20 protein-coding genes are annotated in these 24,788 nt (G+C 59.7%); 4 read left to right on the top strand and 16 right to left on the bottom strand.

What is annotated here, in order from left to right; all coding sequences use genetic code 11:
• Positions 1–103 precede the first annotated feature (103 nt).
• The gene (locus ACA074_RS23730) at positions 104–460 is read left to right on the top strand and encodes a BON domain-containing protein (protein WP_187679229.1); all 357 of its coding nucleotides are present in this window, start codon (positions 104–106) and stop codon (positions 458–460) included.
• Positions 461–683: 223 nt separating this feature from the next.
• Here ACA074_RS23730 and ACA074_RS23725 read toward each other — a convergent pair whose 3' ends face one another.
• The 15 genes from ACA074_RS23725 to dksA form a co-directional block, all read right to left on the bottom strand.
• Positions 684–980: a DUF2845 domain-containing protein gene (locus ACA074_RS23725; RefSeq protein ID WP_187679230.1), complete on the bottom strand. Its 297-nt coding sequence runs from the start codon at positions 978–980 to the stop codon at positions 684–686.
• On the bottom strand, positions 980–3,931 hold the full coding sequence (locus tag ACA074_RS23720; RefSeq protein WP_497677917.1) for a DUF748 domain-containing protein: 2,952 nt from the start codon (positions 3,929–3,931) through the stop codon (positions 980–982). The genes ACA074_RS23725 and ACA074_RS23720 overlap by 1 nt, the downstream gene beginning before the upstream one ends.
• 134 nt (positions 3,932–4,065) lie before the next feature.
• The gene (locus tag ACA074_RS23715) at positions 4,066–5,082 is read right to left on the bottom strand and encodes a class I SAM-dependent rRNA methyltransferase (protein WP_497615370.1); all 1,017 of its coding nucleotides are present in this window, start codon (positions 5,080–5,082) and stop codon (positions 4,066–4,068) included.
• 92 nt (positions 5,083–5,174) lie between these two features.
• Positions 5,175–6,047, bottom strand: coding sequence for an oxygenase MpaB family protein (locus ACA074_RS23710; RefSeq protein WP_497677916.1), 873 nt, complete (start codon positions 6,045–6,047; stop codon positions 5,175–5,177).
• Between the two features lie 51 nt (positions 6,048–6,098).
• Entirely contained in the window at positions 6,099–8,036 is a 1,938-nt protein-coding gene (gene acs, locus ACA074_RS23705) for an acetate--CoA ligase (protein WP_489881348.1), read from the bottom strand.
• A 212-nt stretch (positions 8,037–8,248) separates the two neighbouring features.
• Positions 8,249–9,913: a glucose-6-phosphate isomerase gene (gene pgi, locus ACA074_RS23700; RefSeq protein WP_187679235.1), complete on the bottom strand. Its 1,665-nt coding sequence runs from the start codon at positions 9,911–9,913 to the stop codon at positions 8,249–8,251.
• A 343-nt stretch (positions 9,914–10,256) separates the two neighbouring features.
• Positions 10,257–11,117 carry a pantoate--beta-alanine ligase gene (gene panC / locus ACA074_RS23695; RefSeq protein ID WP_187679236.1) on the bottom strand — a complete coding sequence of 287 codons (861 nt, stop codon included), beginning with the start codon at positions 11,115–11,117 and terminating at the stop codon, positions 10,257–10,259.
• On the bottom strand, positions 11,114–11,914 hold the full coding sequence (panB, locus tag ACA074_RS23690; protein ID WP_187679237.1) for a 3-methyl-2-oxobutanoate hydroxymethyltransferase: 801 nt from the start codon (positions 11,912–11,914) through the stop codon (positions 11,114–11,116). The genes panC and panB overlap by 4 nt, the downstream gene beginning before the upstream one ends.
• Before the next feature lie 456 nt (positions 11,915–12,370).
• The gene (gene folK, locus ACA074_RS23685) at positions 12,371–12,856 is read right to left on the bottom strand and encodes a 2-amino-4-hydroxy-6-hydroxymethyldihydropteridine diphosphokinase (protein ID WP_497677915.1); all 486 of its coding nucleotides are present in this window, start codon (positions 12,854–12,856) and stop codon (positions 12,371–12,373) included.
• 3 nt (positions 12,857–12,859) lie between these two features.
• A complete protein-coding gene (locus ACA074_RS23680) occupies positions 12,860–14,263 on the bottom strand; it encodes a polynucleotide adenylyltransferase PcnB (RefSeq protein WP_187679239.1) in 1,404 nt (467 codons plus the stop codon).
• A gap of 734 nt (positions 14,264–14,997) precedes the next feature.
• Positions 14,998–16,431: a sigma-54-dependent transcriptional regulator gene (locus tag ACA074_RS23675; protein ID WP_497677914.1), complete on the bottom strand. Its 1,434-nt coding sequence runs from the start codon at positions 16,429–16,431 to the stop codon at positions 14,998–15,000.
• A gap of 22 nt (positions 16,432–16,453) precedes the next feature.
• Entirely contained in the window at positions 16,454–19,408 is a 2,955-nt protein-coding gene (locus ACA074_RS23670; protein WP_187679241.1) for a sensor histidine kinase, read from the bottom strand.
• Positions 19,392–19,568, bottom strand: a complete 177-nt coding sequence (locus ACA074_RS23665) for a hypothetical protein (RefSeq protein ID WP_003176118.1) — start codon at positions 19,566–19,568, stop codon at positions 19,392–19,394. Before ACA074_RS23665 ends, ACA074_RS23670 begins: the two co-directional genes overlap by 17 nt.
• Positions 19,569–19,645: 77 nt before the next feature.
• Positions 19,646–20,542 carry a tRNA glutamyl-Q(34) synthetase GluQRS gene (gene gluQRS / locus ACA074_RS23660; protein ID WP_489881353.1) on the bottom strand — a complete coding sequence of 299 codons (897 nt, stop codon included), beginning with the start codon at positions 20,540–20,542 and terminating at the stop codon, positions 19,646–19,648.
• A 190-nt stretch (positions 20,543–20,732) separates the two neighbouring features.
• On the bottom strand, positions 20,733–21,176 hold the full coding sequence (gene dksA, locus ACA074_RS23655; RefSeq protein WP_042561095.1) for an RNA polymerase-binding protein DksA: 444 nt from the start codon (positions 21,174–21,176) through the stop codon (positions 20,733–20,735).
• Between the two features lie 334 nt (positions 21,177–21,510).
• Here dksA and ACA074_RS23650 point away from each other — a divergent pair, with 334 nt between their 5' ends.
• Entirely contained in the window at positions 21,511–22,683 is a 1,173-nt protein-coding gene (locus tag ACA074_RS23650; RefSeq protein WP_497677913.1) for a pyridoxal phosphate-dependent aminotransferase, read from the top strand.
• Positions 22,683–23,396, top strand: a complete 714-nt coding sequence (gene sfsA / locus ACA074_RS23645; protein WP_497677912.1) for a DNA/RNA nuclease SfsA — start codon at positions 22,683–22,685, stop codon at positions 23,394–23,396. Before ACA074_RS23650 ends, sfsA begins: the two co-directional genes overlap by 1 nt.
• On the opposite strand, the gene ACA074_RS23640 is transcribed toward sfsA, so the two are convergent.
• A complete protein-coding gene (locus ACA074_RS23640; protein ID WP_489881356.1) occupies positions 23,393–23,710 on the bottom strand; it encodes a Rieske (2Fe-2S) protein in 318 nt (105 codons plus the stop codon). The genes sfsA and ACA074_RS23640 overlap by 4 nt on opposite strands.
• A 163-nt stretch (positions 23,711–23,873) precedes the next feature.
• Between ACA074_RS23640 and ACA074_RS23635 the strand changes: the two genes are divergently transcribed.
• Complete coding sequence (locus ACA074_RS23635; RefSeq protein WP_497677911.1) at positions 23,874–24,746, top strand: heme/hemin ABC transporter substrate-binding protein; 873 nt, start codon at positions 23,874–23,876, stop codon at positions 24,744–24,746.
• The last annotated feature ends 42 nt before the right edge of the window (positions 24,747–24,788 follow it).

Below are 24,788 nucleotides of genomic sequence, written 5' to 3'. Positions count from 1 at the left end.
GTTTTTAGCTTGTTGGAAAAGTTGGCACAGCGTTCGCAATATCTCCAGTAACCCTGCTGACAAGACATCCAGCAGACTTTCCAGAAAAACAGGAGTTACTCGTATGAAGAAGTTCGCTATCACTGCCGCTGCTGCTACCGCGCTGACCCTGACCATGGCTTCCGGTGCATTCGCTCAATCCACCCAGGCTACCCAGGCTCCAATGACTCTGGCCGCCGGTGAAGTCACCGAGATGAAGCAAGACACTTCCGATACCTGGATCACCACCAAAGTCAAAACTGACCTGGTTACCGAAAAAGGCATTCCAGGCACCGATATCAAAGTTGAGACCAACCAAGGTGTTGTATCTCTGTCGTCGACCACTCCGGTAACTGCGGCTCAGAAAACAACCGCAGTGAACATCGCCAAGAATATCAAGGGCGTTAAAGACGTATCTGCTGCTGGCCTGAAAGCCGAGTAAGGCATGACTTCTCGCCTGGACCGGGAGAAGGCGCGACAGACGGGCCGAGCAATACGTCTGCCGCAACTTTAGAGTTCATGCGAACGGTCACACGGAAGTGACCATTACAGGCCCCGGCACTTTGTGTCGGGGCCTGTTTTATTTCACAAAGCAAAAAGATCGCAGCCTTCGGCAGCTCATTGGTTTCCTGCAGGAGCTGCCGAACGCTGCGATCTTTTGATTTTCAGTTGCCGCGTTTGCTGTTGATCTGGCGCAGACGATTGCCTTCAAAGCGCAGGTATTGATACATGCCGTTGCTCGGGCCGTAGGTCCATTCCTCGACCTGAAACTCTTCGCGGCGATTGGCGCTACGCTTGTAACCCAGCGCATCGCGACTGACCGGCTCTCCGCACTTTTGCAGTACTTCGCTTGCGCGGTCGTCAAGGCTGATCAGTTGGCTGCCGCAACGCAACGTATCCGACGCCGAGGCTTGGCCAACAACGAGTGTCAGTGTCATCACTGCCAGCCATTTGCGCTTCATCACTCGGCATCCAGATGCATTTGCGTCACCACCCGACCATCGCTTTCAGCCTCGCCCAGATTGGTGTCGATGAAGTACACGCGCTCGTCAGCCAGTTGACCTTTATCCACCAGATAATCCTTGATGCTGCTGGCGCGATCCTGGCCCAACTGGCGCAGCAATACATCGCTGCCGCTCCAGAAATTGATCACGCCTTCGCGCATTTTCGCTGTGCGTTCTTCCTTGCCCAGATCCTTCCATTCGGCCGGCGGCTGAGTCTTCAGGCGAGTGCGATAGATGCCTTCGAGCAATGGGCCTTTCTCGCTGTCCGGCACTTCTATCAAGGAAGCCTGAGCCGGGACTTTATCGCCACGGCGCTGGAGCATCTTGTAGTAGTTGTACTGGTATTCACGTTCCAGGCGCTGCTCGGCGAGCAATGGACCGTCGCTGCTTTTGGCGGCGGCGCCCTCGATTTCCAGGCGTAGGGCCGGACGTTCCTTGAGTGCCTGGGATAGCTTGATCAGCGCACTCTCGGCATCCTTGTTCAACTCGCTGGACCCCGGCGCGAACGACACTGTGCCGAGGTCTTCGGAACCGCCACCGCTGACAAGTCCGCCAATCATTTTGAAAGGCGCGGCAGCGGCTTTGACGATCAGGTTGCGCAGGGTCTGCCAGACAATCGGCATCACGCTGAACTGCGGATTGTTCAAGTCGCCCGTCACGGGTAACTCGATGGAAATCTTGCCGTCGACGTCCTTGAGCAACGCGATTGCCAATTTCAGCGGCAGGCTTGTCGCGTCCGGGCTGTCGACTTTTTCACCGAGTTGCAATTGCTCGACCACCACTTTGTTCTCGGCTTTCAACTGGCCTTTGGTGATCAGGTAATGCAGGTCGAGGTTGAGTCGGCCCTTGCGGATGCGGTAACCGGCGAATTTGCCGGAGTAGGGCGTCAGCGTGGTCAGCTCGACACGTTTGAAACTGGTGGTGATATCGAGGCTGGCCATCGGGTCGAACGGATTGACCGCGCCCTTGATGGTCACTGGCGCATAGCGATCAACCTTGCCCTTGATATCGACAGTGGCCGGTTTCACCTGTCGACTGTCGATGGTGCCGATCTGGCCGTTGAGTTGCTGGACGGCGGTGGCGAAGTTCGGGGTCAGGCTGAAGTCGGCGAAGTTGGCCGAACCGTCATTGATTGCGATGCCGCCGATGTGGATGCCCAGCGGTTTATCTTTGCTCGCCGGTTTGGCGGCGGCGGTTTTTGCGCCGCTGTCGGCAGGCTGCGGAATCAGCAGATCGTCGATGTTGGTGGTGCGGTCATCGTTGATCATGAAACGCACATACGGCTGGAACAGGTTGACCTTGTCGATCGACAGGCTGTCGCCGTGCTGATAGTTCAGGCCTTCCACCACCACTTGCTGCCATTTGAGGAAGTCGCGGGTTTTCAGGGTGTCGAGGGTGTGCAGTTGATCGATCTGAGCCCGGCCGGTCACGCTGAGCGCCAGCGGGTCGGTGCTCTTGAGATTGACCTTGAGGTCACTGCCAAGCATGCCGCTGCGCAATTCGAGGCGAATGAACGGATTGATGTAGGACTGTGCGACACGCAGGTCGATGTCCTGGGTTTTCACGTTGAGCTGGGCGGTGACCGGCGCGAGATTGACCACTCCGTCGGCCATGATCTTGCCTTGCTTGCCCAGCCCGGAATCGAGTTTAACCTTGAAGGGCGAACCGTTGAGGCTGTCGAAATCCTGCAAGTCAGCGTTCAGCGGGCCGACATCCAGCGCCACCGGTGGATTGGCCGAACGGTCAGCCAGATGCACTTGGTAGTTGCGCAACTGCACATCTTTGAGCAGCACCTGCCATGGCTTGCTCGGGGCAGTGGATTCAGCCTTGGGCGAATCGGCGGCGGCCGGCGTACTGGCCGGTTCGGCGGCGGCTTTGGCGGCGGGCTTCGACGGTTGGCTGGCGAACAGTTTCTGCCAGTCCAGTTGGCCGTCGGCTTCGAGGGCGGCCCAGGTTTCCAGTTTGTTGCTGCGGATCTTGCCGACCACCACTTGCTGTTTGGCCAGGTCCACGGTGGTGTCGCTGATGTCGAGGCGTTCGAGTTTTGCCAGTGGGCGCCCGTCCGGTGCCTTGATGGCGAACGGCGCGATGCTGACCGCAACGTTGTTCAGCAGCAGTTCGGTTTCTTTCGACAGATTGAGCTTGTAGTCGGTGCTGAGGCTGACCACGCCGTTCTCCAGCACCAGTGGCACCGCATCACGCACGTACGGCCAGAAGGATTTCATCTGGCCGTCGGTGATTTTCAGTGTGCCTTCGGAGGCAATCGGGATCAGGCTGAAGTTGCCTTTCCAGTCGATCTGCCCACCGGCCGGGCCGGCGGCGACCAGCGTCATGTCGGCGCTGTCTTCGGGCAGGGTGCTGAGGTTTTTCAGTTCGAAGTCGAGTTTGTCGTAAAGGAACTCGATCGGCTCACTAGGGCGCGCATCCTCGAAATGCAGGGCGCCACCCGCCAGTTTGATCCGGTCGATGCGCAGCGGGAACGGTTTTGCATCCGGGTCGGTCGGAGTCGGTTCACTGGCCGGCAGCTTGAACAAGCCCAGCAGGTTGAGCTTGCCGTCTTTGGCGAAGAGGATTTCAGTCTTGGATTTGTCCAGCTCGATATCGGACAGGTGCAGCGCTTTTGTCCACAGGCTGTCGAGTTGCAGGTTGGCGTACAGGCGTTCGAAGCCGACCTGCTCTTTGCCCGGCTCGCCGATAACCAGGCCCCACAGGGTGACCTCAAGGCTGAACGGATTGAGTTCGATGCGCTGGATATGCGCAGGCACCGTGGCGTAGTTGGCCAGTTGCTGGTTGGCCACGCGCAGGGCGATGCCCGGCAAAATCAGAAACCCCAGCAGGCTGTAGAGGGCCAGAGCGGTCAACAGGGCGCCAATCGCGCGAATCAATCCTTTGGGCATGTGCGGCTTCATCTGTCTGAATCGGAGTGCCTTGGAGTATGGCACGCGATTCTGGTTCCGAAGTACATGGCGTGGGACAGGATTGTTCAGATTTTTCCGCAATCTTTGTAGGAGCAACCTTCGGCAGCTCCTGCAAAGGGATGCGATCAGAGCTGCAGGATCAGGGTTTTCAACGGCGGCTGCTGATCCATTGACGGGAAGTCGGCGCCCGGCGTCATTACGCTCCACTCGCGCACCGGACGTCCGGCCTTCTCGGCGCAGCGCAACACCTGCTCACGCCAGTCGTCCATGCTGACTTTCGCCAGGTTGTTGCAACAGATCAGCACGCCGTTGTCGGCGGTGGTCAGCAGGGCCGGTTTGAGCAAGCTCTGATAGTCGCGCAGCAGGTCGACGGTGCCGAATGCGCTCTTGGCCCAGGCTGGCGGATCAAGCAGCACCAGATCGTATTGGCGTTGTTCGAGGCGCTGATAGCTCGGCAGCTTCTGCCCGCGCCGCTGGCTGATCGGCAGGCCGGCGAGTTGGCGAATCGCAGGGAAGTAATCGGACTGGATAAATTCCATTTCGGGCAATTGCGGATTGAGCTGGCCATTTTCGCGACCGACTGCGAGGTTGCCTTCGGCGAAGTCCAGATTGCACACCTCACGCGCACCACCGGCCGCGGCACTGAGGCCAACGCCGCAGGTGTAGGCGAACAGGTTGAGCACGCTTTTGCCCTGGGCGTGATCCTTGACCCAGCCGCGGGTGTTGCGCAGGTCGAGGAACAGCAACGGATCCTGCCCGGCATGGCGCCCGCGAACTCGGTAGTTCAGGCCCCACTCGTGGCCGATCAGATCGGCCAACGCGGCGGCGTCGGCTTTATAGACGCTGTCTTCGCGGTCGATACGCGAGTTGCCGCGGGAGCGGTCGTTGTAGACCAGCAGGGCTTCAAATCCAAGGGTCTGGTTGACCATGGCGTGCAGTTGCAGCAGGTCGTCACGCTCCAGCGTCTGGTGAAAGCTTTGCACCAGCAGTTGCGGGCCGTAGCGGTCGATCGTCAGGCCGCCGGCGCCTTCCTGGCTGCCGTGGAACAGCCGATAGCAATCGGTGCCCTGGCTATGCAGCTCGGCGAGCAGGTCCTGGCGTTGGTCGAGGGCGGCGCGCAGCGCCTGATTCAAGGAAGACATGCGTGCGCCTTGCTGGTGAGAATTGGGGCGCGGGAGTTTAGCATTGTGCTGCTACCGATGCCCTGAGGCATTACCGATTACCTGTGTGCAGGTCAGGTGAGCAGGCCCATCCGCCGCTTGGCCCGTTGCACCGACCCATTACGCATCGCCCAACGCAGCATCGGCGCGCTGCGCCTGACGCTGGCGCGGATCAGTTGCCGTTGCAGCGAACTCTGCCGCACATCGAGCATGTCGCTGGCCCAGTCCGGCAACAGGTCGATACCGGCCTTCATCATCAGATCGCCAAAGGGCCGCGCCAACACACTGGGGGCTGGCGCGTCGAGCAGCAGACGCAAGACTTCGCGGCTGCGCTCATCGCACAGCAATTGCGGGCGCATGCGTTGCAGATAATCCGCCACAGCTTGCCGTGACTTCGGCACGTCGCGGGCGCCCAGGCGTTCGGTGACCACAGCGATCTCCGTGTAATAACGATCCTGATCCGCCGGCGACAACTGCGGATTGCGATAACGCAAATGCGCGGCGAGGAAGTTGCTGACTTCCGCCACATGCACCCACGTCAGCAGATCCGGATCGCTGGCCGCATATGTTCGGCCATCCGGCGCAGTGCCGACCACTTGCAGGTGAATGGTGCGCACTTTTTCGATCAGCCATTCGGCGTCCCGCCGCGAGCCGAAGGTGGTGCCGGACACGAACTGGCTGGTACGGCGCAATCGCCCGAGCATGTCCTGGCGAAAGTTCGAATGATCCCAGACCCCGGCCAGCGCCAGTGGATGCAGCGCTTGCAGCAACAATGCGCTGATACCGCCGATCAACATGCTGCTGAAGTCGCCGTGCACCTGCCAACTGATCGAGTCGGGGCCGAACAGGCCGGGATCGCCCTTGGGATTTTCCAGGTCGAGCTGACCAAGAGATAACCCGGTCAGGCTCATGAGTTGGGTTTCGATACGGCTGCGGATGAATTCCATGACCACTCATTGTTGAAGAGCGGGCGCGACCGGTTGATCGCGCCCGGGATGTTACTGATTGAGGCGCTTGTCGATCAGGCCTTGCACCACGCTCGGGTCGGCCAGGGTCGAGGTGTCGCCGAGGCTGTCGAGTTCGTTGCAGGCGATCTTGCGCAGAATGCGCCGCATGATCTTGCCTGAGCGGGTTTTCGGCAAGGCCGGCGCCCACTGGATCAGGTCCGGTTTGGCGAAGCTGCCGATTTCCTTGCTGACGTGGGCCAGCAATTCTTTCTTCAGCTCATCATTCGGTTCGGTGCCGTTCATGGGGGTGACGAACGCGTAGATGCCTTGGCCTTTGACGTCGTGGGGATAACCGACCACCGCGGCCTCGGCAATGCTGTCGTGCAGCACCAGCGCGCTTTCCACTTCGGCAGTGCCGATGCGGTGACCGGAAACGTTGATCACATCGTCGATACGCCCGGTGATCCAGTAATCGCCGTCCTCGTCGCGACGGGCGCCGTCGCCGGTGAAGTAATAGCCGGGGTAGGGTTTGAAATAGGTGTCGACCATCCGCTGCGGGTCGCCATAGACACTGCGGATCTGCGCCGGCCAACTCGATTTGATGGCGAGCACGCCGCTGCCAGCGCCTTTGATTTCCTTGCCCTGCTCATCGAGCAGCACCGGTTGCACGCCGAACATCGGCTGTGTGGCGCAGCCCGGTTTGATCCGCTGCGCACTGACCAAGGGGCTGAGCATGATGCCGCCGGTTTCGGTCTGCCACCAGGTATCGACAATGGGGCAGCGCTGTTCGCCGACCACATTGAAATACCATTCCCACGCTTCCGGGTTGATTGGCTCACCCACGCTGCCGAGTAATCTGAGGCTCTGGCGCGAAGTTTCCTTCAGCGGTTCGGCACCTTCACGCATCAACGCGCGCAGCGCGGTGGGCGCGGTGTAGAAGATGTTGACCTTGTGTTTGTCGATCACCTGCCAGAAACGCGAACTGCTCGGATAGCTCGGTACGCCTTCGAACATCAACGTGGTCGCGCCATTGGCCAGCGGGCCGTAGACGATGTAGCTATGGCCGGTGACCCAGCCGACGTCGGCGGTACACCAGAACACTTCGCCGTCGCGGTAGTCGAGCACGTACTTGAAAGTCATCGCCGCTTGCAGCAAGTAGCCGCCAGTGGTGTGCAGCACGCCTTTGGGTTTGCCTGTGCTGCCGGAGGTGTAGAGGATGAACAGCGGATCTTCGGCGTCCATCGGCTCTGGCGGGCAGTCGTCGCTGACCTCGCGCACAGCCTGGTGATACCAGAGATCGCGGCCCTCGACCCAGTCCACATTGCCCTGGGTGCGCTCGACTACGACGACGGTGCTGACAGCCGGGCAATTTTGCAGGGCTTTATCGACGTTCTGTTTCAGCGGCACGAATTTGCCGCCGCGCACGCCTTCGTCGGCGGTAATCACGGTGCGGCAATCGGCATCGAGAATGCGGTCACGCAGTGAATCAGGGGAAAAGCCGCCGAACACCACCGAATGAATCGCGCCGATCCTCGCGCAGGCGAGCATGGCGTAGGCGGCTTCCGGGATCATCGGCATGTAGATGCACACCCGGTCGCCTTTCTTCACGCCACGGTTTTTCAGCACGTTGGCCAGTCGGCAGACGTGGTGATGAAGTTTTTTATAGGTGATTTGCGCCGATTCGGCAGGGTCGTCGCCTTCCCAGAGCAGGGCGGTCTGATCGCCGCGCTGTTCGAGATGGCGGTCGATGCAGTTGTAACTGACGTTCAGTTGGCCGCCGGCAAACCAGGAGGCTTCACCGGTTTTCAGGTCATAGCGCTGAACGGTCTGCCACGGTGTACTCCAGTCAAGGAAGCGGGTGGCCTGTTCGGCCCAGAAAACGCTGGGGTGTTCAATGGATTCGCGGTACAGGCGTCGGTAGTCGTCCTGACTCAACTGAGCAGCCCGGCGGACGGCATCGGCTTTGGGGAACGTGCTGATATCGAACATGACGGTTCCTTATTCTTGTTGTGCGAAGAATAAAGATGCGCCGAGAGATCGAGAGGTTCAAGTCATCCACAAAACAACTGTGGGAGCGAGCCTGCTGGCGAAGGCGGGGTGTCAGTCAACAAAGATGCTGAATGACAAACCGCATTCGCGAGCAGGCTCGCTCCCACAGTGGAGAAGTGTTGCCCGCAGGATCTGTGGGCAACACAGTCAAATCACCCGCGGTGACGACCGCGGAAGTAGTTGATCAGGCCTTGAGTGGACGGATCGTCAGCGGTCGTTTCATCGCTGCCGACCAGACGGTTGTAAACGCCTTTGCCCAGTTCCTTGCCCAGTTCCACGCCCCACTGGTCGAAGGCGTTGATGCCCCAGACCACGCTTTGCACGAACACTTTGTGCTCATACATGGCAACCAGCGCGCCGAGACGACGCGGGCTGATGCGTTCGACCACAAGGGTGTTGCTCGGACGGTTGCCCGGGATCACCTTGTGCGGTGCGATTTTGTGCACGTCTTCTTCGCTCACGCCTTTGTCGCGCAGTTCTGCTTCGGCTTCCGGCAGGGTCTTGCCGAGCATCAGCGCCTGGCTCTGCGACAGGCAGTTGGCGTACAGCCACTGGTGGTGGTCAGACACCGGGTTGAAGCTGACGATCGGCACGATGAAATCGGCCGGAATCAGTTGGGTGCCTTGATGCAGCAACTGGTGGTAAGCGTGCTGACCGTTACAGCCGACGCCGCCCCAGATCACCGGACCCGTGTCAGTCGACACCGCAGTGCCGTCCTGACGAACGCTCTTGCCGTTGGATTCCATGTCCAATTGCTGCAAGTGCTTGGTGATGTTACGCAGGTAATGGTCGTACGGCAGGATCGCGTGGCTTTGCGCGCCCCAGAAGTTGCCGTACCACACGCCGAGCAGCGCCAGCAGCACTGGCATGTTCTGTTCGAAGGGCGCGGTCTGGAAATGCTGGTCCATGGTGTATGCGCCGGACAGCAGTTCCTTGAAGTTGGACATGCCGATGGCCAGGGCGATCGGCAAACCGATGGCCGACCACAGCGAGTAACGGCCGCCGACCCAGTCCCACATCGGGAAGATGTTTTCTTCACGAATACCGAACGCAATGGCGGCGGCGTTGTTGCTCGATACGGCGATGAAGTGACGATACAACTCGGCTTCCGAACCGCCCTGAGCCAGGTACCAGGCGCGAGCGGCCTGAGCATTTTTCAGGGTTTCGAGGGTGTTGAACGACTTCGACGAAACGATGAACAGCGTGGTTTCGGCGCGCAGTTTTTGCGTCAGTTCGTGGAACTCGCTGCCGTCGATGTTCGCCAGATAGTGGCAACGCACGCCTTTCTGCGCGTAGGACAGCAACGCTTCGGACACCAGTTCAGGGCCGAGGAACGAGCCACCGATGCCGATGTTGACCACGTCGGTGATCGGCTTCTCGGTGTAACCGCGCCACAGACCGTCGTGGATGCGGCCGACCAGATCGGTGATCTGGTTGAGAACCTTGTGGACTTCCGGCATCACATTGACGCCGTTGACCGACAATTTGTCGCCCACCGGGCGGCGCAGGGCGGTGTGCAGTGCCGGGCGGCCTTCGGACGAGTTGACGATTTCGCCGTCGAACAGCGCTTTGATCGCGCCCTTCAGATCGACTTCATTGGCCAGACCCACCAACAGATTGCGGGTCTCGGCGTTGATCAAATTCTTCGAATAGTCGAGAAACAGTCCGCAGCTGCTGAGGGTGAACTGATTGAAGCGCTGCGGATCGGCGTTGAAGGCCTCGCGCATGCTGAAATCCTGCATGGCTTGGCGGTGGTCTTTCAACGCTTGCCAGGCAGGCAGAGCGGTAACGTCGTGAGGAGTGCGGTAGTACGCCATCGCTGCGGTTTTCCTTTTTACTTGAACGGCCTTTTGAACACGGAACAGGCCAGCACGCCATGGTTGGGCATGGGCCAACTGCGTCGACAGGGTTTCTGGACACAGGGCGAATACAGTAAACCTCGCGCTGCGTTCTGTCTTGACTTTGTCTGACCCGATCCCTGTACTTTTTTAACATTGATACCGGTAACGAGGCGACAAACGGAGAATAGCGAGACTGAATTGAGCACAAACGACTGTGGGAGCGAGCTTGCTCGCGAAGGCGTCGTGTCAGTAGACGCTTGGTCATCTGACAGATTGCATTCGCGAGCAAACTCGCTCCCACAGTGATATTGCAGTGTTCTCAGGTCGGCGTATCGAGATTCAGGTGCAGGTTATCGATCAACCGCGTGGTGCCGAGGAACGCCGCGACCAGAATCACCAGATCGCGATCTTCAGCCGTCGCCGGACGCAAGGTCAGAGCATGGCGAATCTCCAGGTAATCCGGGCGCAGGCCTGCGGCTTCCAGTTGTTGCAGCTGCGCGCTGATCAGCGCCGGGAAATCCCGCTCACCCTGTTTGATCGACTCGGCAATCGTGCTCAGGGTGCGATAGACCACCGGGGCTACGGCACGTTGTTCTTCGCTGAGGAAACCGTTGCGCGACGACAGTGCCAACCCATCGGCGGCACGGACGGTCGGCTCGCCGATGATCTGGATCGGCATGTTCAGGTCATGCACCAGTGCGCGGATCACCGCCAGTTGCTGGAAATCCTTCTGGCCGAAAATCGCCAGATCCGGCTGGACCATGTTGAACAGTTTGCTGACCACCGTCGCCACGCCTTCGAAGTGCCCCGGACGGCTGGCGCCGCACAGACCTTCGGAGAGGTGCGGCACGCTGACCCGGGTCTGTCCGGCCATGCCGTCGGGGTACATTTCCTCGACAGTCGGCGCGAACAGCAGCGAACAGCCAGCTTCCAACAGCTTTTCCTGATCCGCCGCCAGGGTGCGCGGATACTTGTCGAGGTCTTCGCCGGCGCCGAATTGCAGCGGATTGACGAAAATGCTCGCCACCACGAAGTCGACCCGCTGGGTGGCTTTGGTGATCAGTGCGACGTGGCCGCTGTGCAGGTTGCCCATGGTCGGCACGAAGCCGATGCGCTTGCCTTCGCTACGGGCGCGGGCTACGGCGGCGCGCAGTTCGCGTACGGTTTTAACGGTGTTCATGCAGAGAATCCGTGTTCGATCCCAGGGAAAGTAACGCCTTTGACTTCGTTGACGTATGCCTTCAGTGCGGACTGGATGCTGTCCTGACCCTGCATGAAGTTTTTAACGAACTTCGGTACGCGGCCGGTGATCGACAGGCCGAGCATGTCGTGCAGCACCAGTACTTGGCCGTCGGTATCGCTACCGGCGCCGATGCCGATGACCGGAATCTTCACGGCCTGACTGATTTCAGCGGCCAGTTCACTCGGCACGCATTCGAGCAGCAGCATCGATGCGCCTGCCTGCTCCAGCGAGATCGCATCAGCGCGCATCTGCCGCGCCTGGTTCTCGTTGCGGCCCTGCACTTTGTAGCCGCCGAGAATGTTCACCGCTTGCGGGGTCAACCCCATGTGCGCGCAGACCGGAACACCGCGTTCGGCCAACAGACGAATCGACTCGGCCAACCACAGCTGACCTTCGACCTTGACCATGTGCGCACCGGCCTGCATCAGCATGGCGCTGTTGTTCATGGTTTGTTCGAGGGTGGCGTTGGCCATGAACGGCAAGTCGGCCAGGATCAGGGCATCGCTGTTGCCGCGTTTGACGCAGGCGGTGTGGTAGGCCATTTCCGCAGTGGTCACCGGCAATGTGCTGTCATGACCTTGCAGGACCATGCCGAGGGAGTCGCCCACCAGCAGCACTTCGACACCGGCCTCGTTGCAGGCGTGGGCGAAGGTCGCGTCATAGCAGGTCAGCATGGTGATCTTTTCACCTTTCTGCTTGAGGCTCTGGAGCGTGGTCAGGGTGATGGCTGGCATGTAAAAAATCCTCGTTCAGGCGCTCTGGAAACTACTGCGAGTAACGCGCGTGATTCTTCATCTACTCAGGCGCACGCTCTTTTGTCGTGCTTATAAGGCCTGGATTGCGCCCATATGTGCCGTGTTGGCGGCAGCGGGACGCCTATAGTCGTGAGGAGAACCTAGGAAGTCAATTGCGTGTGTTACCGCGTTGTTACGAGGGGAGTGTTACCGGCGTTACTGATGCGATTCAGCGCGGCGGCGGGGCTTGATCGGGGCGTTTTTGTCCGACAAAAAACGAATACGGAGCATCGCTTTTGTGGCGAGGGGATTTATTCCCGATGGGCGGCGAAGCGGCCCCAAAATGGTAGTACGCATTAATCAGTCACTCCGCATTTGCCGGTTTTGCGACTGCTGCGCAGCCGATCGGGGATAAATCCCCTCGCCACAAAAGCCTGCACCCAAGGGAAATGGGTGTCAGGCGTGAGGGAGGCGTTCGAGGCCGACGAACGGGCAGGCGGCGAGCAGGTCGGTGAGGGTGCGGCCATCGGGCAGGCGCAGATCCTGCGGGGCCAGTTCAGCGAGGGGATAGAGGACGAACGCACGTTCCTGAATTTGATAGTGCGGGACTTTCAGCCGTGGCTCGTCGATCAGCCTATCACCGAACAGCAGAATATCCAGATCCAGGGTGCGCGGCCCCCAGCGCTCCAGACGTTCGCGGCCCTGATCGTTCTCGATGGCTTGCAAGGCATCGAGCAGTTCCAGCGGCGCCATATTGCTCTCGAGCGCTGCAACCGCGTTGGTATAACGCGGTTGGCCCGGCAGCAACGAGTCGCTTTGGTAGAAGGCTGAAACGCCGGCCAGCGTGGTCAGCGACAATTGCCCCAACGCCTCGACGGCGCTGCGCAATTGTTCGGCTGGGTCAGCGAGGTTGCTGCCCATGCCGATGTAGATACGTTCCATGCCTTACTCGCCCGATGCGCTCGGAGCACCGGCGGTGCGTTTGCGCTTGGAACCGCTGCTGCGGCGACGCTTGCGCGGAGCACCGCTGGCGTCATCACCTTTGCCGCTCAGATCACGGATCATGTCGCGACGCTCGCTGTCGTTGGCGTCCTGATAATCGGTCCACCATTCGCCCAGGCCATCGGTCTGCTCGCCAGCGCTTTCACGCAACAGCAGGAAGTCGTAACCGGCGCGGAAACGTGGATTGTCCAGCAGCAGATCGGCACGTTTGCCGCTGCGCCGTGGCAGGCGTTCCTGCATGTCCCAGATTTCGCGGATCGGCATGGTGAAGCGCTTCGGAATCGCAATGCGCTGGCACTGTTCGGCAATCAGTTCGTGCGCCGCTTCCTGCATGGCCGGAATCGGCGGCATGCCACGTTCTTGCAGACGCAACACACGGGCCGGCAGGGCAGGCCAGAGCATGGCGGCAAACAGGAACGCCGGGGTTACCGGTTTGTTCTGCTTGATCCGCAGATCGGTGTTGGTCAGCGCTTCACTGATCAGCGTGTGGGTGTATTCCGGGTTGTGTTCCAGTGCGTCGGCACTGGCCGGGAACAGCGGGGCGAACAGCTGCAGATCGACCAGCATTTCGAAGGTAATCGCGCCGTGGCCGGAGAGAAACAGCTTGAGTACTTCTTCGAACAGGCGTGCCGACGGAATCTCGCGCAGCATCGGCGCCAGTTCACGGATCGGCTGGACGGTGTGCTTCTCGATGCCGAAATTGAGCTTGGCGGCGAAACGCACGGCTCGCAGCATGCGCACCGGGTCTTCCTGATAGCGCTGCTTCGGGTCGCCGATCAGACGAATCAGATGATTGCGGATGTCGTGTACGCCATTGGCGTAATCGAGAATGCGCTCGCTGACCGGATCGTAATACAGGGCGTTGATGGTGAAGTCGCGGCGTTGCGCGTCTTCTTCCAGGGTGCCGTAGACGTTGTCGCGCAGAATTCGCCCGCTTTCGTTACGCGAAGACTGGTTGCTGTCTTCGTCGTCTTCGTTTAGCGGGTGATTGGCGCGGAAGGTCGCGACTTCGATGATTTCGCGACCGAAGTGGATATGCACCAGTTTGAAGCGACGTCCGATGATTCGCGCATTGCGGAATTCGGCACGGACTTGCTCAGGGGTGGCGCTGGTGGCGACGTCGAAATCCTTGGGCGTGATGCCCAACAGCATGTCACGCACGCAACCGCCGACCAGATAGGCCTGGTAACCGGCGCCCTGCAAGCGTTCGACGATATTGACCGCGTAGCGGCTGAACTGCGTTTTCTGCAGCGAATGTTGGCCGCTGTTGAGCACTTCAGGGGTGCTGCGGATGTGTTGCGTACGACGCACGGGAGCTCGGAATGACTGGAACAACTTCTTCAGCATGGGATGCACTGTTTGAAGGAATGTTCGGCCAAACCAAAGAATGACCGCATGATGGGCGCAGATTCTAGCATTTAGTCGGGGGATGGTGTAGGACGCAGCCGTTTTACGCTGCAAGCCGCGGGCTACAGGCGTCGAGCCTTGAAAATGTGGGGAGTTTTGCCGGGAGGGAGAAACTACAAGGGGAGCCGAAGCTCCCCAAGAAGTAGTTGCGTGCTCTTTTTATTATTGATTCGGGCTTCTTGTTTTTGTTGAGTGCCCTCGCCATGAAGCTTTTCCTTCATGACCCTCCCAATCGGGAGCCAAGAGCAAACGGATTGCTTTGGTCGCTGAATTGCAGTGATCTCTCGATCCAACCAGTACAGGCTCTGTCTTAGGACAGTTTTTGTTGTTCTCGGCCTGGTCGTGGGGCAAGCCCCAAATACAACGCCTCTCCAAAAGAATCAGTTAGCTGCGCCTCTCGCCGTCTTGTTTTTATTGTGCGTGAGTCGATTCGTCTTATTTTTATTGTCTTGTGCATTGCTTGTTATTGTTCTTGTACCAAACATATAGCAGGTGCCGTGCCAACTTTTGTGAAGGCCAATAAAACAAGGGGTTAGGTCGATATAACCGTTTTAGAGGGGCGAAAAAAAGCCGGGGTTTCGTTACCGATAACCCCGGCTTCTGTTACGTGGAAAGGCTGAGGTAACAGTTTTTTCACATCTTCATGCGTTACCCGCACACTCGACAGGTAACGTTCAGCTCTCGCTGGCGACCCCGGTCTTGCGCCGTGGGATGCCCAAGCGCTGACGGCGTTCCCACAGGCATTTACGGCTGACGCCCAGTTTGCGCGCCAGTTCGGTCTCGGTCATGTGGTCCTGATGCTCAAGCACGAAGTGCTGGAAGTAGTCTTCCAGCGACAGATCTTCGGTCGGTTCATGGCTGTTGCTGCTGTTACCCGCCGTCTGTGGCGGCAGACCAATGAATTCGTCGTCTTCCAGATCGCTCAGCTCGATATCGATGCCCAGCAGGTCGGCGGAGATTTCCGGGCTCTCGCTGAGGATCACCGCGCGCTCGACGGCGTTTTCCAGTTCTCGCACGTTACCCGGCCAGGAATAGTGACGGATCGCCTGTTCGGCATCCGCGGCAAATTTCAGGTCGGTACGGTTGATGCGCGCACTCTGGCGGGCGAGGAAAGCATTGGCGATTTCGTTGACGTCGGCGCCACGCTCGCGCAGGGCCGGCAGTTTCAACGCGATCACGTGCAGACGGTAATAAAGGTCTTCACGGAACTGGCCGATTTTCGCCAGGCTCTTCAGGTCGCGGTGGGTCGCGGCGATCAAACGCACATCGACCTTCTGCGACTGCACCGAACCAACGCGGCGAATCTCGCCTTCCTGCAATACACGCAGCAGGCGAGCCTGGGCTTCCAGCGGCAATTCGCCGATCTCATCGAGGAATAGCGTGCCACCGTCCGCCGCTTCCACCAGACCGGCACGCCCGGCGCTGGCGCCAGTGAACGCGCCTTTCTCGTGGCCGAACAGTTCGGACTCGATCAGGCTTTCCGGGATGGCCGCGCAGTTCACCGAGATCATCGGCGCCTTGGCGCGTTTCGACAGGTTGTGCAGGGCGCGGGCAACCAGCTCTTTACCCGTGCCGGATTCGCCCTGAATCAGAACATTGGAATCGGTCGGCGCCACTTTGCGGATCTTGCTGTACAGGTCCTGCATCGGTGGACAGGAGCCGATGATGCCGATTTCGCCGTTGCTGTTGTCGACGGCGGCTTTGCCGCTGCCATTGGCGGTTTTACCGGTAACAACTTCGCCGGCAGCAGGCGCCGACTGACGGTCTCGCAGAATCCGCGCGACAGCCTGAAGCATTTCATCGTGGTCGAAAGGCTTGGCGATATAGTCCACCGCGCCCATCTTCATCGAGTCGACCGCCGAGCGCAGGCTGGCGTAACTGGTCATGATCAGCACCGGCGTGCCCTGGCCAAGCTTGATCAGCTCGGTACCCGGCGCACCCGGCAGGCGCAGATCGCTGACGATCAGATCGAACGTAGGAATGGTGAAGCGTTCTTGTGCTTCCTGCACTGAACCGGCTTCGCTGACCTGGTACTGGTTACGTTCCAGCAGGCGGCGCAAGGCGGAGCGGATAATTGTTTCGTCTTCGACGATCAAAATGTGCGGCATTGATTCGATACTCTCGACGGTCTCAGTTCACAGCGGACGTCGCTTCGACATGACGCGGTAAGGTCACCCGGATACGGGTGCCGCGTTGGCTTTGTACATCAGCCGGGCTGTCGATGGTGATTTGTCCATAATGCTCTTCAACGATGGAATAGACCAGTGCAAGGCCCAGACCGGTGCCTTCGCCAGGATCCTTGGTGGTGAAGAAGGGTTCGAACAATCGGTCCATGATGTTCTTCGGAATACCACTGCCTTCGTCCTCGACGATCAGATCGACCGTGTGTTCGCCGGCTTCGCTCTTGACCCGCACCGCACTGCCCGCAGGCGACGCGTCACGGGCGTTGGAGAGCAGATTGATGAGGACCTGGGCGAGTCGCTGCGGATCACCTTCGACCCAGTGATCCGGATCGCACAGGTTGTAGAACTGCACTTCGAAATTGCGTCGGTTCAGGGCCAGCAGGCCGATGGCGTCCTGGGCCACTTCCGCCAGACAAACGGGCTCGTCGCTGTGCTGATGGCTGCCGGCATGGGCAAAACTCATCAGCGACTGAACGATACGTGACACGCGTTTGGTCTGTTCGAGGATCTGCCCGCTGATTTCCGTCAGCTCGCCATCGTCTTCGCGTTCTTCGCGCAGGTTCTGCGCCAGACAGGCGATGCCGGTGATCGGGTTACCGATTTCGTGGGCCACACCGGCCGCAAGACGACCGATGCTCGCCAGGCGCTCGGAGTGCACCAATTTGTCTTCGAGCATCTGGGTTTCAGTCAGATCTTCCACCAGCAACACCAAACCACTGTTACCCGGCGCCAAGGGCTCGTCGATTGCGGCTTTGTGCAGGTTCAGCCAGCGGGTCTGGCCATCGAGCGCCAGGTGCTGTTTGTGCAAATGCTCGTCAGGCAAGTTGATGAAGCCTTGCAGCAATTCTTTCCACGGATTGCCGATGGTGCTCAGGCGGGAACCGACCACCCGTTGCGCGGCGATCCCGGTCAGCTCCTCCATGGCCTTGTTCCACATCAGGATCTCTTGATCCTTGGCCAGCGAGCAGACGCCCATCGGCAATTCCTGCAGGGTCTGGCGGTGGTAGCGGCGCAGGGCGTCGAGCTCGGCGGCCAGACCTGTGAGGCGCGAGTGGTAATCCTCGAGGCGGCTTTCGATGAAGTGAATGTCTTCGGTGACATAGTTTTCGCCGCCGGCCTTGTACGGCAGGAAGGTTTCGACCATGTCCTGCGCCACACTTGGGCCCATCAGCCCGGAAAGGTTGGCTTCGATACGGTCGCGCAGACGGCGCAAGGCGTAAGGGCGGCGTTCATCGAATGGCAAATAAAGGTCACGCAGCGCCTGTTCGACTTCTTTCTGCGCAGCCTTGGCACCCAGTGGTTTGGCCAGTTGCGTGGCGAATTCCTGTGGCGAGGCAGCGTGCAGTTCCCGGCGTTGCGGGCGGCGCACGTTATCCACCGCGCAGGCTTCGGCGGCGCTGGCTTCTTCGGGACTGGCGTTGGTGAACAGCGAAATCAGGGTGAACATCAATACGTTGGCGGCCAGTGACGCGATGGCAGCCATGTGCCAGCTGGTGTCGTCCAGCACGTAGATCATGTTCAGCAGCGGAATGTAGAAACCCTGCAGATTGCCGACCAGCGGCAACAGCATGGTGATCACCCAGACCAGAATCCCCGCCAGCAAACCGGCAATAAAGCCGCGACGGTTGGCGGTCGGCCAGTACAGCACCGACAGCACGCCCGGCAGGAATTGCAGGGTCGCTACGAAGGCCACGATGCCCAGGTTGGCCAGATCCTGCCCGGCGCCGAGCAGCAGATAGAAGCAGAAGCCGGCCATGATGATCGCGACGATCAACGCCCGGCGCGTCCACTTCAGCCAGCGGTAGATATTGCCTTCGGCGGGTGGCTGATAAAGCGGCAGCACCAGGTGGTTAAGGGCCATGCCCGACAACGCCAGGGTGGTGACGATAATCAACCCGCTGGCTGCCGACAGGCCGCCAACGTAGGCGAGCAATGCCAAAGGCTTGCTGTTGGCGGCAATGCCGATGCCGAGGGTGAAGTATTCCGGATCGGTCGTGGCGCCAAGCTTGAGGCCGGCCCACAGGATCAGCGGCACCGCCAGACTCATCAACAACAGGAACAGCGGCAGGCCCCAACTGGCACTCACCAGTGAGCGCGGGTTGAGGTTCTCGGTAAAGGTCATGTGATACATGTGCGGCATCACGATCGCCGAGGCGAAGAACACCAGCAGCAACGTGCGCCACGGGCCTTCCTGCAACGGCGTGTGCAATGCGGCGAGGGCGGTTTGGTTTTGCAGCAGCCAGAGTTCCAGCTGTTGCGGGCCGTCGAACACGCCATAGAGGGCGTACAGGCCAACGCCGCCGAGGGCGATCAGTTTGATCACCGACTCAAAGGCAATCGCGAACACCAGCCCTTCGTGTTTCTCGCGGGTGGCGATGTGGCGCGAGCCAAAGAAGATCGTGAACAGAATGATCAACGCACAGAATGCCAGCGCCACGCGGCTTTGAATCGGTTCACCGGTGAGAATGCCGATGGAGTCGGCCACTGCCTGAATCTGTAATGCCAGCAGCGGCAAGACGCCGATCAGCATGAAAATCGTGGTCAGTGCCCCGGCCCAAGTGCTGCGAAAACGGAACGCAAACAGATCCGCCAGCGACGACAGTTGATAGGTGCGGGTGATTTTCAGAATTGGATAGAGCAACACCGGCGCCAGCAGAAACGCGCCGGACACCCCGAGATAACTGGAGAGAAAGCCGTAGCCGTACTGATAGGCCAGGCCAACCGTGCCGTAGAACGCCCAGGCACTGGCATAGACCCCCAGCGACAGGGTGTAAGTCAACGGGTGGCGAATGATCGCCCGGGGGATCATGCCCCGTTCGCTGATCCAGGCTACGCCGAACAGCACCGCCAGGTAGGCGGCGCTGACCAGGATCATCTGGGTCAGGCTAAAGCTCATCGGCATCTTTTTGGCTCTGCAGGATGAAGGTCACGACAATCAGGATCAGCCAGAGCAGATAGGGGCGATACCAGGCGCCCGTAGCGTCGATCCACCAATCCATGATGGCGGGAGAAAACAGATAGATCCCCACGACCAAAAGCAGGACCAAGCGATAGATGTACATCCCGGCCTCTCTTTTTTATGCGCGTGCCCGAAAACGTGCGGCGATGGTAACGGATGGCGGCGCGACTGCAAGTGTCGTCATAGCAGTTGCGCTTCAGGCAGGGTCAGTGTGCGCGGGATCTTGCTGGCATCCCAATGGGCGCTGCCCCAGTTGAGCAGTTCCTGCGGCGACGCATGTGCCAGTTCGGCGCCGGGGTTTTGCCCCAATGCGCGCAAGGCCCGCAGCAGCAACGGCGTGGCTTGGTCGGCTTTCAGCGGCGGCGAGCGGTAGGACTTGCCGAGCTTGTTGCCATCCGGCTGGGTGATCAACGGCAGGTGCAGATAACGCGGCTGACGCAGGCCCAACAGTTCTTGCAGATAGAGCTGGCGTGGCGTGGAGTCGAGCAGGTCGGCGCCGCGTACGATGTCGGTAATGCCTTGCCAGGCATCGTCGAGCACTACGGCCAATTGATAGGCATAAAGGCCGTCGCGACGGCGAATCACGAAATCGCCGACATCACGGCCCAGATGCTGTCGGTATTCGCCCTGCACCCGGTCGATGAAGTGGTATTCCAGCTCCGGCACGCGCAGGCGGATCGCCGCGTCCTGCTGGTCGTGTCCGGCATTGCGGCACAGCCCCGGATAAATCCCGTCATAGGGCTCCAGCTGTTTGCGCGAGCAGGTGCAGGCGTAGGCCAGGCCATGATTGAACAGGCTGTTGAGCACTTCGGCATACGCGTCGTGCCGATCACTTTGGCGCACCATCTCGCCGTCCCATTCGAACCCGTAGCTTTCCAGGGCCTTGAGGATCGCCGCTTGCGCACCGGGTTCTTCACGGGGCGGATCGAGATCTTCCATGCGCACCAGCCAACGTCCGCCAACCGAACGTGCATCAAGATAAGAGGCGAGGGCGGCAACCAGCGAACCGAAGTGCAGGTGGCCACTTGGGGTTGGGGCGAAACGGCCGATGTAGGCGGGGGATGTCTTGGCAGTCATTGGGCGAAACTACTTTTCAGGGCGTGCGCAGGTCAACTTGTAGGAGTGAGCCTGCTCGCGATAGCAGTGTGAAAATCAACATCATTATTGACTGATCTACCGTGATCGCGAGCAGGCTCACTCCTACACAGGCAAAAGGCAGAAACAAAAACGGAGCGTTCGCACGCTCCGTTTTTCGTTCAGGTCGAGATTACTTGCCGACCTGCTTTTCCTTGATTTCAGCGAGGTTCTTGCAGTCGACGCACATGTCGGCTGTCGGGCGGGCTTCGAGGCGCTTGACGCCGATCTCGATGCCGCAGGATTCGCACCAGCCGTAATCTTCGTTTTGGATCAGATCAAGCGTCTTGTCGATCTTCTTGATCAGCTTGCGCTCGCGATCACGGGCGCGAAGCTCCAGAGCGAATTCTTCTTCCTGGCTGGCACGGTCGGCCGGGTCAGGGAAGTTGGCCGCTTCGTCTTTCATGTGGTCGACAGTACGGTCGACTTCCTGCATCAAGTCCTGCTTCCACTTGTTCAGGATCTTGGTGAAGTGGGCGCGCATCGGAGCGCCCATGTACTCTTCGTCTTTGGCCTGAACATAAGGTTCGAAACCGCTGACGGTCGGATTAGCCTGTTGCTTTGCTTGGGTGGGCATGAAATGGACCGCCTCTACTCTTGTAATCCATTGCGCAGGATTGCTCCATCACCGACACCTGCCGGCCCTGCGGCTGCAAGCGGGCGAACTTACCAGATCAATTCGGCCCGCGCTACTCCCGGATGTCGAGGCCCCGGCGGGTGGCGCTTGCAAATGTTTGGCAAGCCGTGTCTGGCGGTGTGGGAGACCTGTTCAATCACTGATTTTAGTCAATCCTGGAGGGTACGCGTGTGTCATTACATTCCAGAGTTCTTGAGGCTGTGACCGCTACGGGTTCTCGCTCGTTCCGGCAGATGGGTAGAATCGTTTCTTTTCTCCCGTCGAAGGAAGGCCAATGGCTCAGCCCTACAGTGCGCGCAGTCGTGCGATCGAACCGTTCCATGTGATGGCGCTGCTGGCGCGGGCCAACGAGCTGCAGGCTGAAGGCCACGATGTGATCCACCTGGAAATCGGCGAGCCAGACTTCACCACGGCCGAGCCGATCATTCGTGCCGGGCAAGCGGCGCTGACGGCGGGCAAGACCCGTTACACCGCGGCGCGCGGTATTCCTGAACTGCGCGAGGCGATTTCCGGGTTTTATCAATCGCGCTATGGCCTGAATATCGACCCACGGCGGATTCTGATCACTCCGGGCGGCTCCGGCGCCTTGTTGCTCGCCAGCGCGTTGTTGGTCGATCCCGGCAAACACTGGCTGTTGGCAGACCCGGGCTATCCGTGCAATCGGCACTTCTTGCGCCTGGTCGAAGGCGCGGCGCAGCTGGTTCCTGTAGGGCCTGACGTGCGTTATCAACTGACCCCAGATCTGGTCGAGCGCCATTGGGATCACGACAGCGTCGGTGCATTGGTGGCCTCGCCGGCCAACCCGACCGGGACGATCCTGACCCGAGATGAGCTGGCCGGGTTATCCACAGCCATCAAGGCGCGACACGGACATCTGGTGGTGGACGAGATCTATCACGGCCTGACTTATGGCACCGACGCGGCGAGTGTGCTGGAAGTCGATGACAGCGCTTTTGTCCTCAACAGTTTCTCCAAATACTTCGGCATGACGGGTTGGCGTCTCGGCTGGCTGGTAGCCCCGGATGCGGCGGTCAGTGAGCTGGAGAAACTCGCGCAGAACCTTTACATCAGCGCGCCGAGCATGGCCCAGTACGCCGCGCTGGCCTGTTTCGAGCCGGACACCATTGCGATTCTTGAAGAGCGCCGCGCCGAGTTCGGACGTCGTCGTGACTTTCTCCTTCCGGCATTGCGCGAGTTGGGGTTCAACATCGCCGTTGAGCCCGAAGGTGCTTTCTATTTGTATGCAGATATCAGCCGGTTCGGCGGTGATGCCTTCGCGTTCTGTCGTCATTTCCTCGAAACCGAGCACGTTGCGTTTACCCCGGGGCTTGATTTTGGTCGCTATCAGGCCAGTCACCATGTTCGTTTTGCCTACACGCAAAACCTCCCGCGCCTACAGGAAGCAGTCGAGCGAATCGCCCATGGCTTGAAGAGTTGGCAAGGCTGATGCGCTTTTATCCTCCTCTGGAAGAGGCGCGGCTGATTCGACGTTACAAGCGTTTTCTCGCCGATATCGAAACCGTTGGCGGCGAGATGCTGACCATTCACTGCCCGAACACTGGTTCGATGCTCAACTGTCAGGTCGAGGGTGGGCAGGTCTGGTTCAGTCGCTCCAACGACCCGAAGCGCAAGTTGCCTGGCACCTGGGAAGTCGGCGAAACCCCACAGGGTCGGTTGTTTTGCGTGAACACCGGGCGCGCCAACGGGCTGGTGGAAGAAGCCTTGCAGGCCGGTGTCATCACCGAGTTGAACGGGTTTACCGCGTTGAAGCGCGAAGTGGCTTACGGACAGGAAAAAAGCCGCATCGATTTCCGCCTCGAATACCCCAGCGGCCCCGCTTATGTAGAAGTGAAAAGCGTCACCCTGGGCTTCGATGACACGAATGTGGCGGCTTTTCCCGATGCCGTGACCCAGCGCGGTGCCAAGCATCTGCGTGAGCTGGCGCATCTGGCGCGGGACGGGATTCGCGCGGTGCAGTTGTATTGCGTCAATCTCACCGGGATTGAAGCGGTGCGTCCTGCGGTGGAAATCGATTCGGCCTACGCCGATGCCCTGCGCGAAGCGGTGGCCTGTGGCGTTGAAGTCCTGGCTTACGGCGTTCGGCTCAACCATGAAGAGATGGTGATCGACCGGCGACTCGACGTATTGCTCAACGGTTAAACATCGATCCACACGCCCTGTGCATCTTCGCGGCAATCTATAGTCGTCAGCGCCTGCCCGGCGCAGGGCCCGGAAACGCACTCGCCGTCCTCGATCAGAAACAGTGCGCCGTGGGTGGCGCACTGGATCAGGCTGTTGCTCGGGTCGAGAAACTGGTCCGGGTGCCATTCCAGACCCACACCGCGATGCGGGCAGCGATTCAGGTAGACATACGCCTGACCGTTGCGGCGCACGGCAAACAGCTTTTTACCGTCAATATCAAAACCGCGACTGCCGGCCTCGGCCAGATCGGCGCCCGCGCACAGAAACTTCATGGCTATCCTCTAATGTCGGCTCGTGTCCGGATATGTCCGAGCTTGACGTTTAAATGCAAACAATTATCAAATGGCGGCCTTCACCCGCAGGCGCCTGCCAGATGCCGAGGATACTTGGCCTGTCATCCTGACGCCCGGGAAACCTTGTTCAAGGAAGCTGTGTATGCGCCTGAGTACCCGCGTCGCTGTGGTCTGTGTCGGACTTTTCGCCAGCCACATGACGGCAGCGGCCGATCTGCCGCAACGCTGGGTCAGTGCTGGCGGTGCGCTGTCGGAGTGGGTCAGTGCGTTGGGCGGCGAGTCAAAACTGGTCGGCGTCGATACCACCAGTCAGCATCCCGATTCTTTGAAGGCGCTGCCGAGCATCGGTTATCAGCGCAGCCTTTCCGCCGAGGGCATTCTCAGCCTGCGTCCGGACATCCTCATCGGCACAGAAGAAGTCGGTCCGCCCCCCGTGCTTGCCCAAGTGAAGGCGGCCAAGGTTCAGGTGGAGTTGTTCTCGGCTCAGCCGGATCTGCCAACGCTGGAAAAAAACGTCATTCATCTTGGGCAGTTGCTCGGCGCTGAAGAGCGGGCCACTCAGTTGCTGCAAAGTTATCAACAGCAACTCGACGCGCAGAAAGCGCGGGTGACTGAAGCGCAGTCCAAGCAGAAATCGCCGGGCGTGCTGCTGTTGCTGGGACATGCCGGGGGCAAACCGCTGATCGCCGGCAAGGACACCGCCGCCGATTGGCTGCTGCAACAGGCGGGCGGGCATAACCTGGCGACTCACACCGGCTACAAACCGTTTTCCGTGGAATCTCTTGCGAGTCTTGATCCTGAAGTGCTGGTGTTTGCCGATCGTGCGTTGACCGGTGATGCGGCCAAGGCTGCACTGTTCAAGGAAAACCCGATTCTCAATTCAAGCCGTGCGGCCAAGGACGGACGTGTGCTTGAGCTCGATCCGACCTTGTTGGTCGGCGGGCTCGGGCCGCGACTGCCGGCGGCGTTGAAAACCCTGTCTGACGGTTTCTACCCAACCAAGAGTGGCCAATGACCACACTGCTCAAACCTCGTGGCCTGTTCATCGGCCTGACAC

This window comes from Pseudomonas sp. LBUM1655 (assembly GCF_059716085.1).
The sequence above is the reverse complement of the archived record's forward strand: the minus strand, read 5'-3'. Positions and strand labels throughout refer to the sequence as shown.

Coding starts and splice junctions, on each gene's coding strand:
- sfsA (WP_497677912.1), top strand. CDS start 22,683: ATGCGCTTTTATCCTCCTCTGGAAGAGGCGCGGCTGATTCGACGTTAC.
- ACA074_RS23665 (WP_003176118.1), bottom strand. CDS start 19,568: ATGTACATCTATCGCTTGGTCCTGCTTTTGGTCGTGGGGATCTATCTG.
- ACA074_RS23650 (WP_497677913.1), top strand. CDS start 21,511: ATGGCTCAGCCCTACAGTGCGCGCAGTCGTGCGATCGAACCGTTCCAT.
- ACA074_RS23640 (WP_489881356.1), bottom strand. CDS start 23,710: ATGAAGTTTCTGTGCGCGGGCGCCGATCTGGCCGAGGCCGGCAGTCGC.
- panB (WP_187679237.1), bottom strand. CDS start 11,914: ATGCCAGCCATCACCCTGACCACGCTCCAGAGCCTCAAGCAGAAAGGT.
- ACA074_RS23715 (WP_497615370.1), bottom strand. CDS start 5,082: ATGTCTTCCTTGAATCAGGCGCTGCGCGCCGCCCTCGACCAACGCCAG.
- ACA074_RS23725 (WP_187679230.1), bottom strand. CDS start 980: ATGAAGCGCAAATGGCTGGCAGTGATGACACTGACACTCGTTGTTGGC.
- dksA (WP_042561095.1), bottom strand. CDS start 21,176: ATGCCCACCCAAGCAAAGCAACAGGCTAATCCGACCGTCAGCGGTTTC.
- ACA074_RS23720 (WP_497677917.1), bottom strand. CDS start 3,931: ATGAAGCCGCACATGCCCAAAGGATTGATTCGCGCGATTGGCGCCCTG.
- panC (WP_187679236.1), bottom strand. CDS start 11,117: ATGAACACCGTTAAAACCGTACGCGAACTGCGCGCCGCCGTAGCCCGC.
- ACA074_RS23680 (WP_187679239.1), bottom strand. CDS start 14,263: ATGCTGAAGAAGTTGTTCCAGTCATTCCGAGCTCCCGTGCGTCGTACG.
- ACA074_RS23675 (WP_497677914.1), bottom strand. CDS start 16,431: ATGCCGCACATTTTGATCGTCGAAGACGAAACAATTATCCGCTCCGCC.
- ACA074_RS23730 (WP_187679229.1), top strand. CDS start 104: ATGAAGAAGTTCGCTATCACTGCCGCTGCTGCTACCGCGCTGACCCTG.
- ACA074_RS23635 (WP_497677911.1), top strand. CDS start 23,874: ATGCGCCTGAGTACCCGCGTCGCTGTGGTCTGTGTCGGACTTTTCGCC.
- ACA074_RS23710 (WP_497677916.1), bottom strand. CDS start 6,047: ATGGAATTCATCCGCAGCCGTATCGAAACCCAACTCATGAGCCTGACC.
- gluQRS (WP_489881353.1), bottom strand. CDS start 20,542: ATGACTGCCAAGACATCCCCCGCCTACATCGGCCGTTTCGCCCCAACC.
- acs (WP_489881348.1), bottom strand. CDS start 8,036: ATGTTCGATATCAGCACGTTCCCCAAAGCCGATGCCGTCCGCCGGGCT.
- ACA074_RS23670 (WP_187679241.1), bottom strand. CDS start 19,408: ATGCCGATGAGCTTTAGCCTGACCCAGATGATCCTGGTCAGCGCCGCC.
- folK (WP_497677915.1), bottom strand. CDS start 12,856: ATGGAACGTATCTACATCGGCATGGGCAGCAACCTCGCTGACCCAGCC.
- pgi (WP_187679235.1), bottom strand. CDS start 9,913: ATGGCGTACTACCGCACTCCTCACGACGTTACCGCTCTGCCTGCCTGG.